Source organism: Nocardia grenadensis NBRC 108939 (assembly GCF_001613445.1).
In the GTDB taxonomy this organism is placed as follows: domain Bacteria; phylum Actinomycetota; class Actinomycetes; order Mycobacteriales; family Mycobacteriaceae; genus Nocardia; species Nocardia grenadensis.
Genome location: NZ_BDCJ01000019.1, coordinates 1 through 11,606, shown reverse-complemented (window position 1 = coordinate 11,606; position 11,606 = coordinate 1). Strand labels below are relative to the sequence as shown.

Here is an 11,606-nt window from a genome sequence, read left to right as displayed (position 1 = left end):
ACCGGGGCCGAGCCGCTCCTCCCGATGACGTGTCCTCCTGTGGTGTGCGACTGGAGTCATGCCGATGACGTAAAGGCAGGTTGCGCCTGGCGGTCCGGTCGGCGGCCACGAAACGCCGGGACTCTGGTGATGAGGGGTAGGTGGTTGCGGTGCTCTTCGAAGCTGCTGACCGGCAGGACCGCGACTGAGGGGCCCACGGGCAGCCGGCCAAATGCCCATCAGCGCTCACCTGGTGCCCGCGTCCACGACGATCTCGCCGTTCAGTCGGCGTTTCGGTAGGTGGTGAGTGTCTGTTTGACCGCGTCGGTGACGGGCGGCTCCTCGGTGAGTGGGGTCCAGGTGTAGGCGTCGTGTTCGGTGAGCCGGACGGGTTCGGGTGCGGCGCATTGGACGGTGAAGTTGAATTGCCGACTGTGTTTTCCGCTGCCGGATCGGTAGTCGAAGCTGTCGATGAAGCGGCCGATGCCGGTGACCTCGAGGCCGGTTTCTTCCTCGACTTCGCGGGCAAGGGCTTGGTCGAGGTTTTCACCGGGTTCGACTTTGCCGCTGGGCAGTTCCCAGATGCCGCCCATGAAGTCGTCGCCGGGTCGTCGCAGCAGCAGGACGCGCCCGTCGTATTCGACGACCGCGCCGACGACGAGTTGCTGGACACCGTCGCGTTCGGCTTCGGCGGTGAGGTCTTCGAGGTGGGTCGTCATGGTGTTCATCCTTTCAGGTGGTCGGGGTGGCGGAATACTTTTTCGATGGCGTCGAGGTAGCGGTCGACGAGGGGGAGATCGTGTTCGCGGTGCCACACGGGGAGTTTGAGAATGTGGTGGTGCAGGTGTTCGGCGTGCGGGAATTCGCCGGGGCGGTAGGTGAATTCGCCTGCGTATTCGGGGAAGAGGGTACCCGGCGTCTGGAAGAGTTCGAGCAGATTGAGAGGGCAGGTGGAGCCCGGTCGGTCGATGTCCCGGCAGCCCTCGGCCAGTAGCGCCTGGTGGATGCGTTCGACGGGGATTCCTTCGAGTTCCTCGGGTCGGTATTGCAGGGCCATCCCGTACCAGGAGGGCCGGGTCTCGGGCGCGGCCCGGGTCGCGACGATCCCGGGTAAGCCGTCGAGGCGATCGGCGATGTAGGTGGCGATGTGGTTGCGGCCGGTGAGGTAGTCGTCGAGGTGGCGGAGTTGGTCGAGGGCGATGGTGGCTGCGAGGGGGTGGATGCGTTTGAGACCCATGCCGGTGACCGCGTAGCGGTGCAGGGAGTGGTGTTCGGGGATTTCGTTGCGGCATCGCTTGTTGTATTGGCCGTGCAGGAGCAGCCGGTAGTAGAGGTTTTCGTCGTCGGTGAGCACGAATCCGCCTTCGCCGGCCGAGAGCGGCTTGGGGCCGTTCATGCTGAAGGCTGCGGCACGGCCGAAGGTGCCGATCTTGCCGTCGCCTATGGTCGCGCCGTGGGCGTGGGAGCCGTCTTCGAGGAGTTGCAGCCCGTAGACCTCGGCGAGGCCGGCGAGGCTGCGCATCTGTGCGGGCATTCCCCACATGTGGGTTACGACAACGGCTTTTGTCTTCTCGGTGATGCGGTGGGGAAGCTCGCGGGGGTCGAGGTTGCCGGTGTCGTCGCAGTCGGCCAGGACCGGGATGACGCCCAGGTGCAGCAATGGAGTGGCGGTGGCGAAGAAGGTGTAAGCGGGCACGATGACCTCGTCGCCGGGACGCAGGCCGCAAGCCGCGTACATCGAGTACAGGCCGGCGGTGCCGGAGCTGGTGAGCACGGCGTACCGGCTGCCGAAGTAGGCGGCGAGCGCGTCTTCGAGGTCGGCGATGACACCGGAGCGGTCGTAGATGGAGATGGTGTCGTCGAGCTGGGCCAGGACGGCTTTGCGGGTGAGGTGATCGGTCGGCGGCCACTGGAAGTGCGGTGCCGGGTCGGTGACGACGGGTGTGCCGCCGAGCAGAGCGAGAGGTGAGTTCACCGGAGCTCCTTGGATCGACGCAGGTGTGGGTGCGGGCAGCTTGGTAGCAGGCGGTGACGAAGCGCAGGTGGGCCAGGTGCTGGCGAGGGCTGCCGAGGTTGGGGCGTTCACCGTCGATGACCCGGCGGAAGTAGTCGAGCTGGGTGGCTGCGGCCGAGGGCCAGGCTTGTTCTCGGAGCAGGGATTCGACGACTTCCCCGCCGTTGGTGAGGCGGCGGATGCGTCCGCGTTCGAGATGGACCATGCCCTTGGAGCCGACCAGGCGAAGGTCTTCGGTTTTGGGTCCGATGAAGCGGGATAGCAGGATGGATCCGTAGAGGCCGGAGTCGTAGGAGAAGTGCACCAGTGCGGTGTCTTCGGCGTCGTATTCGCGGTCCGGGCGGGCCGCGACCGACAGGTCCGCGGTAACGCGATCGGGGAGACCGAAGTACCACAGGATCAGGTCGATGACGTGGTAGCCCATGTCGATCACGCAGCCGCCGCCGGCGGTGGCGATGTCGCCGCGCCACCCGTCGGAGGGGTCGGCGGTGTGCAGGGTATAGCGGGCGTCGATGACGAACGGCGTTCCGATCTGATCGGCCAGCTGTGGGAAGCTCGTGTAGATCGGGTTGAAGCAGCGTTGCAGAGTGACCATCAGTTCGATCTCGGCGTCCTCGCACAGCCGCGCCAGCTCCCGGGCCTCGGTCAGCGATGTGGCGAACGGTTTCTCCTTCAGCACGTGGACGCGGTGTTCGGCGGCGGCTTCGATCGCCCGGCGGCCGACGCAGTGCGGGACGCACACCACGACCAGATCCAACTGCTCCGAGCCCAGCATGGTGGTGAAGTCGGTGTACCCGGGGACCCTGCACCGGTACTGGTGCTCGCGCACGATCTCGGAATCCTCATCGCACACCGCCACCAGCTCAGCGGCCTCGCAGGAGACCAGCCCGGGCAGGTGATCGTCCAGCGCCTGCCTGCCCAACCCGATCACACCCACACGCAGCGGAACACGCCGCCGAGGGACGAGGGACAGTGGGCGAGAGGGCAGCTCACCTGCGCTGGTCGGCCCTTGCGGGGGCTGGTCCACGCGGGCGCAATCGAGCGCTGCCCGCTGTCATCGGATCGCTCCCGCCAACGCCCGATCCGGGACCCCGGCCGAGGCGCCCGCAACCAGCACGCCCGCGCCGGCTGCGCACCACAGCCGTGCCTCCACTCCCTGCCGGAGTGCCGTCTGCCGGATCAGATGCTCCAGATCGGGCACGACAACGTTGCGGCATTGCGCGCGAACCAGTTCCGCGATCAGCGCATCCAGGCCAGCCCGCCCGTAGATGCGTTCGTGAAAGACCATGCCCAGGTCGTAGCCTTGCTGATCGGCGAACTGCTGAATCCGTCTCTCGCAGTCTCGGATGTGTTCGCCCGCGACGTCGAGTCGCAGGTAGCCGTAGACAAGTGGTTTCATCGTCGTCTCCTCTCGCCGCGCGAGAATCAGGGGTCTCGCTCATTCGGCGTGTGCGTCGAACTTGTTCCTCCAGACTCGTGTGCGGCGCGGCATTCCAGGAGGGCAGATTGCGGGGCAGATCGGCGTGAACCGGTCCTGGGTTCGGGCAGGTCGATAGACTGGGCGCGGCCGATCGAGGGGATCGAAGTTGCCGACACCGAACCTGAAACTGCAGCAGCGCCGCGAAGCGACCCCGTCACCGACCGTGGCGGGGCGATCGATGACCCGCGCCGAACTGGCCGAAGCGGTCAACGACCACCTGTGGCGAACTACCGGCCGACGCCGTGAACTCGATGCACATACGATCGCGCGCTACGAACGCGGTGCGGTGCGCTGGCCCGGCAAAGACTACCGCCAGGCCTTGTGCGTGGTGCTCAACGCCACCGAAACCGAACTCGGCTTCGCCGCCGCCCGCCGGGCGCCTGCCGTCGAGCATCGAGATCCGTTGGCGATCAATCTGTTCAGCCCCTTCGATCCCGACCATCCCCACCGACTATCTGACAAGCTCGAAGCCCGTGGGCCGCGTGGGACGATCCGACGTCGACAAGGTCCGGTATGCGGTCGCCGCGGCCGCCGCAGCGGAGAACCTGCACGGCGGTGGCTCGGCCGCCGACAACGCGGCCCACCATCTACCCGCTACCTGCGCCCGCGTCGCCGCAAACGGACTCATCCCGGCGGACGGTGCCCGACCATCTGCCCCGGCGGCGCTCCGCGACGCCACCGAGGCGAGAGTTATTCACTCTCGGCATGAATGGTCGTGCGTTTTTCGTGAAATTTGCGATGTGGCGGCAAAACTGCCTCCTCACGACACTTACTACGACAACGTCCCCGCCGACCACGCCGACTACGACATCGAAGACATACCGTTTCCGCAGGAAAACACCCCTGAGCAGGGGGTGAGCAAGCTGCTGGCAGTGTGGGGTCAGGGGTTCGAGTCCCCTTAGCTCCACAAAAATAGCAGGTCAGGCCCGGTCTTAGACCGGGCCTGACCTGCTATTTGTGTCTGGCCCCGCAGATACCCCCCGTTTTGGTCCTGGATTCTGTTTGCCGAAATCGATGCGGTCACGTGGGCAGGTGTGTCCACCGAGACCGGGCTGGCGGATTCGATATCTGGGAACCAGGGCACGCAAGCCGCCGCAGGTCTCCACATCAGTGAGCCGCTGGACGGCCTCCCGGTCACCTTGCGTTCTGCGTACAGAGATCCGGCCGCGCCATCGATTCGCCCGGCAGACGATCGAGGCAGGCCAGGCTGCTCAGACTGTCCTTCCGCAGCGAATCGAGCGTGTTCGCGACCTGATCGGCGCATTCGAGTGAGTCACCACTGGTCCCCTTCCTGAGCCAGCTCAGCCGTGGTGACACGGTCGTGGGTCGAGTGGCGTGCCCGGTCGAGGAGGATGAGGGGTACGGCAACTGCCGCGAGGGCGGCCCCGATCAGGCATACGGCTGTGAGGGCTGCCCCTTGTGTGAGGGCGGCGGCTGCGAGAGCGGGGGTGATGCTGATTCCCAGTTGGAATGCCGACACGGTGGTGGCGCCTGCGAGGGTGGGCGCGTCGGCTGCGATGGTGAAGACGCGGCTGAAGACGGCGGGGTTCAGGACGAACGCGGCGATACCGATCAGGAAGACCGTGGGCACCGCCACCCAGATCTGTTGGAGCGCAGGAGTCATCACCACCGACAGGATCACGATCGCTGATGCACCGGCCAGGAGTGCGAGGTGCGGCCGCTGGTCGGAGACCCGGCCGCCGATGGACAGACCGATGAAGGCGCCGACTCCGAAGAGCGCAAGTACAGCCGGGATCCACACTTCGGGCATGCTGGTGATGTCTTCGAGCATGGCTGCCAGGAAGTTGAACGTGATCATGTACGCCGCGGTGGTCAGGACCGTGATCGCCACAATGACCCACAGACTCGGTTTCCGCATCGCGGCGAACTCCCGCGACAAGCTCGGCCGGGTGCAGTCGGCGGTGCCGGAGTTTGCGGCGGGGAGCCCGAGGAGGCAACCGATGATCCCTACGACCGTGAGGGCTACGACGGCCCAGAAGCCGTCGCGCCACTGGGTGAAGTGGCTGATCAGCGTGCCTACCGGGCCCCCAGCCACCATGGCCACGCTGAGGCCGCTCACCACGACTCCGGAGGCGCGGGCCTTGCGGTCCGGCGTTACCAGGCTGATCGCAGTCACCGCCGCGACGGCGAAGAAGGCCGCGTACGCTATCCCCGCGATCAGTCGCGTGACCAGCAGGACCTCGTAGGTGCCCAGCTGTCCGACGGCAATGCTGGCGGCGAACACGGTCTGGCTTGCCATCAGCGCGGTGCGGCGGGGCCAGCGCAGGCTGAGCACAGCGAACGGTGGCCCGCCGACCACGACGCCCAGCGCGAACGCGGTTATCAGGAACCCGGCAGAGGAGAGCGTGACGTCCAGGTCAGCGGCGACCGCCGGCAGTACGCCAGCCAACAAGAACTCCGCACTACCCATCGCGAACAGGCTGAAGCCGAGCAGATACACCCCTGCAGGCAATCTCGTGGATCGCCCGTTCAAGGACGTCTCTGCGGTGGTGCTGGTCATCAGTTCACGCCCCCGTCATCGAGTCCGTCACGTGCGATGGCGGCCGAAAGCTCCTGTTCGAGCAGCCAGCCAGCCATGTTGATAGCGGCAGTCGAGCCTGCTCCTGCCGCGGTGATGACTTGGGCTCTGGGGCTGACCACGTTCCCGGCAGCCCAGAGCCCGGGAACATCTGTAGCCCCCTGGGAGTCGACCGCAACAAGTCCACTCGTTGGGTCCGTGCCCGCACCCAACGTCACCAAGATCGCGCCATGGGGCACTGGACGAGGTGCCACGAAGATGGCCTCACACGCGACTGCCTTGCCGTTGTCGAGCTCGATCCCGACCGAGTTTCCGCCCGCTGTGCTAGCGGGTGTCGCGACCTTTGTGACATGCGCGTCGATCAGACTTACGCCATAAGCTGTGAGTCGCTGCCGTTCGGCTGTGCTGACGTCGGTGCCGTTGGTACAGAAGGTCACCGAGGAGCTGTAGCGGCGCATCAGCGCGGCCAGGTGCACCGACACCGCCGACGTCATCGCCGTCGCCGGGTTGCCGATCACGGCGATACTGCGACCCCGCACCTCGTAGCCATGGCAGTGGGGACAGTGGTGCACCGTGGATGCCCACCGTTCGGACAGTCCCGAGATATCGGGGAGCTCGTCGGTCAGCCCGGTCGCCACCAGCAATGACCGGGTACGCAGGGCACTGCCGTCGTCGAGTCGAAGCTCGAACGTACCGTCCGACGTGCTCCGGGCCTCGACCACGACTGCTTGCACGAGTGTCCCACCGTAACGACTCAGTTCGCTCCGGCCCCTGGCGACGAATTCCTTCGGCGCCATGCCGTCCTGGGTCAGGTACCCGTGCATGTGCTCGGCGGGCCCGTTGCGGGGTTCGCCACCGTCCACGACCAGGGTCGCGAACTGTGCCCTCGTGAGCACCACTCCGGCCGACAAGCCAGCGGCTCCGCCGCCGATGATGATGCTGTCCCACAGTGTCGCTGCCTGCGATCCGGTCGTTGATTGCCTCGTTGTGTTCATTCGGATCACCTCCAACTAGAGAATCGGCGGTATCGGCAATTTTCGACAACAATCGTTGCTGAATCCGGGACACACTGCTTGACTGCCGTCCATGGACGATCAACCCAGCATCGGTAGCGTGATCGAGCAGATCGCTCCTCGGCTGCGAAGCGCCCGGGAGAAGAAGGGCATCAGCCTGGCCGGCCTCGCGCGCACCACCGGCATCTCGACCAGCACCCTGTCCAGACTGGAATCAGGGCAGCGCAAGCCAAGTCTCGAACTCCTCCTACCGATCACCGCGGCGCTGGGCATTCCGCTCGACGAGATCGTGGCGGCACCCCGGATCCTCGACCCGCGCGTGCCTCAACAGCCCACCAGAAAAGACGGCCGAGTGCTGATCCCGCTGTCACGACAGCAAGGAGAACCACGCGCCTACAAAATGACCATCCCAGCCCACGACGACGAGCCACACCTACGAACTCACGACGGCTACGAATGGCTTTACGTGCTCCGCGGACAACTCCGCGTGAAACTGAGTGACCAGGACTTCATCATGGGTGCGGGCGAAGCAGCCGAGTTCGACTGTCGGATTCCGCACTGGTTCGGCGCCGCTGGGCGCGGGAATGTCGAAGTGCTCAGCCTCTTCGGCAAGCAAGGCGAACGCATCCATCTCCGCACCCAGCAGCGCTGACGCCGAACCAGATTTCAGCGTCGTTCGCCCGCGCCCGCATCACGGATGTGCCTGGCGCACAGATGATGGCGTCAACAACGTCTTGGCCCGCAACACCTAGCCCGCGCGACAGGTCATATCTTGTTCGGGCATGGTGCCGTCCACCAGGTAGCTGGTGACGACGTCGGACGCGCAGGAGTTGGCGCCGAGAGCCCTAGACCCCGTGCCCACTCCCGTCGACAGAGACCAACCGGGGCCGCTGACCGAACTTCTCGTCGAGCAGCTCGGCGCCGCGTAGCGGGGTGACCGGGTCGCGCTGTTGTTCTCTTCGGGCCTGGTCGTCGCGGTCGAGGATCGCGCAGTGGTCCGACACCCCTGGCCCGGCCGGTAGCCTACGCCCCGCCGGCAGAGGCTCTGGGGTCGACAAGGGCGAGGGCGCTGATGGGCATCGAAAACGGGTATCGACCCGGCGCGCCCGCGTCAATCGGCCTCGATGACGGCCCGCCCCTCGTCCGCGTCGACCTCGCGCACGACGAAGACCGAGGCCCCGGGCTCTCCGATGCGCACCTTGTCGCCGACTTCGATCACGGAATGGATTTCAATCAAAGGGGGTGTTCGACTCTTGGTCTGATGAGTTCTCTGCGCCCCTGCGGCGTGTCCTCATGTTATCTGTCACTTGATCAGGACATCTGTCACCGAGATCGCGCAGTATGCGGCATTACACAGCGTCCGATGCTCGGACCCGCGAGCAAACATCGGCGACAGCGGCGGTATCCCAGTAGAACGGGCGAATCTCGCTGATCCGTCCGGCATCGATGGTGATCGTCTGCAAGATCGGGAAATCGAGTTCGCGGCCGGTGGAGCGTGCACGGGCTCGCACATGTGTGAGAACGACGAGCGGACTCTCATCGGCCAGGAAAGTCTGTTCGGCCATCTCGAAGCGATCCCACACCCCGCTCATCGCGAGGAAGAAACGCTCCAAACCGTCGTGGCCGCACCAGGTTCCGCCATAGGGAAGATTGTCGGCCTGGTGCAACACAACATCCGGTGTGAAGAACGGCGCGAGTAAGGAGAACGATGCCGAGCCCGGACCGCCGCTGGCAAGGTAGGCCGCCTCGGCTTCGTACATATCCCGTAGGACGGACGTGGCTGTCGTTGACGATGCACTCATGATGATCATGCTGGATCGATACATCACTACGCGCTGGCGGAAACCCGCCGTCGCTGTCGGCTACCCGCTTCGATGCCGCCGTCCACCGCCGCCCGGCGGACGTCCGGACATCGGCATGAGTGGACGTTCTATGGCGGGTAACTCGACTTCAAGCCAACGCGCGCGGTCGGTGACAACAGTGATGGAAATCTGGTGACAGATAGCCGGGCAAGCTTTGGAGCGGCGTGATCCGGAGCGTCGGTATCCGATCTTGTTGACGGTGCTGGCGCAGTCGGGCACTGAGGTGGTGGCGCCGTTCGACCAGTCGCTGTCGGCGAAGCCACCTCGATCAGCTCTTCCCGGCCGGCTGAACGCCGCCGCCGTCGGGTGGTGCTTCGCGGGTGTGGCGCCGACTCGAGTCGGCCCCCCGATTACCCCGCGCTTTCATCGTCGATATGACGTCGGCGTCGGGTGCCTGCCGGGGCAGGACTGTACGTGGAGCCGAAGGAGCGTCACCGGTCGAATGGGATTCTCCCTGCTCAGTCGTCTGCACGGACGTAACGGAATTTCTCGGGCGAGTGGTCCGGGGTGCTGCGTTGCCGCCGGTTGACTTGACGTTCTGACGACCGGTCATTGAGGGGCGAGTCTCTGCTGTGGAGTGCGTGCGAGGTACTCCGGTGGGAAGGCCGTGCAGTTCGGTCCTGATGGACTTACCTGGATGCGCGTTGTAATTGATTGCGGACGAGTATATTCCGCCGTTTTCACAGCGGAACGATGAGGCTGTTCTCGTTGCCGTCGCCGGGGTGATCGGGGGTGTCTGTGCCGAACGTTGATGTCTTGCCGGACCGAACAGTCTCATGAACCCCTTCGTGGGGGTCAGGGGTTCGAGTCCCCATAGCTCCACTTGAAAATTCAGGTCAGGCCCGGTTCAGTATCGGGCCTGACCTTTTTGTTTTCACCAAGCTCTCGTTTATCCCCGGTTTGGTCCCGAAATGGCGTTGAGGATGGTTCTGCCGTTGTCCTGCCAGTGAAACAGTGTGATCTGATCCGGGTGTACGTCCGGACCAGGAGTCATTGTGGCAGGTCGGGTAGGTCCGCCAGTGTCTGAATTGCGTCTTCGTGCCGGGCGAGGAGTGAGATGCGGGCACACACCGAGCCGCCGGTGATAGTTCACCGGCGGCCCGATCAATCGATTGTCAGACTCCTGGAGCCGGCACGTAGGTGTAGGAGACGCCGTTGCTGGTTCCGCCCGGCGTGGTGACGGTCACCAGCACCGTCCCGGTTCCAGCGGGGCTGGTGGCCACGGTCAGTGTTTCCGAGATACCGGTGAACGCCGCCGGTGCGGTACCGAAACTCACCTCGGTGGTGTAGGCGAAGTCCGTCCCGGTGAGTGTCACCGAATCTCCACCGGTCTCGGGCCCGCTGTCCGGAACCACGGAGGTCAGGGTCGGAACCGGAAGGTAGGTGAAGAAGACGTTGTTACTGGTTCCTCCTGGTGTGGTGACAGTGACCTCAGCCAGCCCGGTCCCGGCCGGGCTGACGGCCGTGATCTGGGTATTCGAATCGACGGTGAACGATGCTGCCGGTGTGGCGCCGAAGTCGACCGCGGTGGCTCCGGCCAGATCTGTTCCGGTCAGCACGACCGTTGTGCCACCGGCTTCGGGGCCCAGGTCCGGGGCACCGGTGAGCAAGGTGGGGACGTCGACATAGGCATAGCCCAGACCGTTGCTGGTTCCGCCGCCGGTGGTGACGGTGACCTGCACCGTCCCGGCCACACCCGCGGGCGCGACGGCCGTGATCTGGGTGGCGGAATCGATGGTGAACGACGTTGCCGGTGTGCCACCGAAATTCACTCCGGTGGCGCCGGTCAGTGCCGTGCCGGTGAGCACGACGGTGGTCCCACCGGTCACCGGTCCCGCGTTCGGGGCGATTGTGCTGAGAGCGGGCGCGGCGATGTAGGTGTAGGCGACGCCGTTGCTTGTGCCGCCCGCGGTGGTGACGGTGACCGGCACGGTTCCGGCCGTCCCCGCGGGGGTGAGTGCGGTGACCTGGGTGTCGGAGTTGGCGGCGAACAAGGTCGCCGGTGTGGCGCCGAAGTCGACCGCGGTGGCTCCGGTCAGTCCCGTTCCGGTGAGCACGACCACCGTCCCACCGCCTGCCGGTCCCGCGTTCGGGGCGATTGTGGTGAGGGCAGGCACCGCAACATAGGTGTAGGTGACGCCGTTGCTCGTGCCGCCCGCCGTGGTGACGGTCACCAAAACCGTCCCTGCGGTACCCGGGGGGACGAGGGCGGTGATTTGCGTATCGGAGTCGACGGCGAACAGAATCGACGGGCTCGCCCCGAAGTCGACCGCGGTGGCACCGGTCAGTCCTGTCCCGGTGAGTACAACCACTGTGTTACCGGTTACCGGGCCCGAGTTCGGAACAACTGACGTGAGGGCAGGCACCGCAACATAGGTGTAGGCGACGCCGTTGCTCGTGCCGCCCGCCGTGGTGACGGTCACCAGCACCGTCCCCGTCCCGGCGGGAGCGACCGCGGTGATCTGCGTGTCGGAGTCGACGGTGAACGAGGTCGCCGGTGTGGCACCGAAACCCACCGCGGTCGCTCCGGTCAGTCCCGTTCCGGTGAGCACGACCGTGTTTCCTCCGGTCACCGGACCGGCGTCGGGCACCACCGTGCTCAGCGTGGGCACCGCCGCGTAGGTGTAGGAAACTCCATTGCTCGTGCCACCGACGGTGGTGACCGTGACCGACACCGTTCCGGCCACACCCGCGGGAGCGACCGCCGTGATCTGGGTAG

General features: G+C 65.6%; 12 protein-coding genes and 1 pseudogene. 2 read left to right on the top strand and 11 right to left on the bottom strand.

Annotated features, from left to right (window positions below; genetic code table 11):
• Positions 1–260: 260 nt before the first annotated feature.
• From NGR01S_RS20015 to NGR01S_RS19990, 5 genes and pseudogenes are all read right to left on the bottom strand, one after another.
• Positions 261–698 (bottom strand): NUDIX domain-containing protein, encoded by a 438-nt coding sequence (locus tag NGR01S_RS20015; protein ID WP_063039381.1) that lies wholly within the window; start codon positions 696–698, stop codon positions 261–263.
• Positions 699–703: 5 nt separating this feature from the next.
• Positions 704–1,954 carry a DegT/DnrJ/EryC1/StrS family aminotransferase gene (locus tag NGR01S_RS20010; protein WP_063039050.1) on the bottom strand — a complete coding sequence of 417 codons (1,251 nt, stop codon included), beginning with the start codon at positions 1,952–1,954 and terminating at the stop codon, positions 704–706.
• Between the two features lie 31 nt (positions 1,955–1,985).
• A pseudogene (locus NGR01S_RS30365) lies at positions 1,986–2,924 on the bottom strand (Gfo/Idh/MocA family protein); the annotation flags it as partial.
• Between the two features lie 123 nt (positions 2,925–3,047).
• On the bottom strand, positions 3,048–3,392 hold the full coding sequence (locus NGR01S_RS19995; RefSeq protein ID WP_063039044.1) for a hypothetical protein: 345 nt from the start codon (positions 3,390–3,392) through the stop codon (positions 3,048–3,050).
• 235 nt (positions 3,393–3,627) lie between these two features.
• Positions 3,628–3,915, bottom strand: a complete 288-nt coding sequence (locus NGR01S_RS19990) for a hypothetical protein (protein ID WP_063039042.1) — start codon at positions 3,913–3,915, stop codon at positions 3,628–3,630.
• Between the two features lie 40 nt (positions 3,916–3,955).
• Here NGR01S_RS19990 and NGR01S_RS19985 point away from each other — a divergent pair, with 40 nt between their 5' ends.
• Complete coding sequence (locus tag NGR01S_RS19985) at positions 3,956–4,375, top strand: hypothetical protein (protein WP_157107349.1); 420 nt, start codon at positions 3,956–3,958, stop codon at positions 4,373–4,375.
• A gap of 371 nt (positions 4,376–4,746) precedes the next feature.
• Here NGR01S_RS19985 and NGR01S_RS19980 read toward each other — a convergent pair whose 3' ends face one another.
• Together NGR01S_RS19980 and NGR01S_RS19975 are read right to left on the bottom strand one after the other, a co-directional pair.
• A complete protein-coding gene (locus NGR01S_RS19980) occupies positions 4,747–5,994 on the bottom strand; it encodes an MFS transporter (protein ID WP_063039038.1) in 1,248 nt (415 codons plus the stop codon).
• Positions 5,994–7,007: an NAD(P)/FAD-dependent oxidoreductase gene (locus tag NGR01S_RS19975; RefSeq protein WP_063039036.1), complete on the bottom strand. Its 1,014-nt coding sequence runs from the start codon at positions 7,005–7,007 to the stop codon at positions 5,994–5,996. Before NGR01S_RS19975 ends, NGR01S_RS19980 begins: the two co-directional genes overlap by 1 nt.
• Before the next feature lie 91 nt (positions 7,008–7,098).
• On the opposite strand from NGR01S_RS19975, the gene NGR01S_RS19970 reads away from it, so the two are divergent.
• The gene (locus tag NGR01S_RS19970; RefSeq protein WP_063039034.1) at positions 7,099–7,677 is read left to right on the top strand and encodes a helix-turn-helix domain-containing protein; all 579 of its coding nucleotides are present in this window, start codon (positions 7,099–7,101) and stop codon (positions 7,675–7,677) included.
• Positions 7,678–7,773: 96 nt separating this feature from the next.
• Here the strand turns inward: NGR01S_RS19970 and NGR01S_RS32875 are convergent, their stop codons facing one another.
• The 4 genes from NGR01S_RS32875 to NGR01S_RS19960 form a co-directional block, all read right to left on the bottom strand.
• Positions 7,774–7,887: an alpha/beta hydrolase gene (locus tag NGR01S_RS32875; protein ID WP_281179776.1), complete on the bottom strand. Its 114-nt coding sequence runs from the start codon at positions 7,885–7,887 to the stop codon at positions 7,774–7,776.
• Positions 7,871–8,029 carry an alpha/beta hydrolase gene (locus NGR01S_RS32625; RefSeq protein ID WP_245664680.1) on the bottom strand — a complete coding sequence of 53 codons (159 nt, stop codon included), beginning with the start codon at positions 8,027–8,029 and terminating at the stop codon, positions 7,871–7,873. The genes NGR01S_RS32875 and NGR01S_RS32625 overlap by 17 nt, the downstream gene beginning before the upstream one ends.
• A 345-nt stretch (positions 8,030–8,374) precedes the next feature.
• Positions 8,375–8,836, bottom strand: a complete 462-nt coding sequence (locus tag NGR01S_RS19965) for a nuclear transport factor 2 family protein (RefSeq protein WP_245664679.1) — start codon at positions 8,834–8,836, stop codon at positions 8,375–8,377.
• Positions 8,837–10,002: 1,166 nt separating this feature from the next.
• On the bottom strand, positions 10,003–11,606 hold a 1,604-nt coding region (locus NGR01S_RS19960; protein WP_218020799.1), incomplete at its 5' end, for a beta strand repeat-containing protein.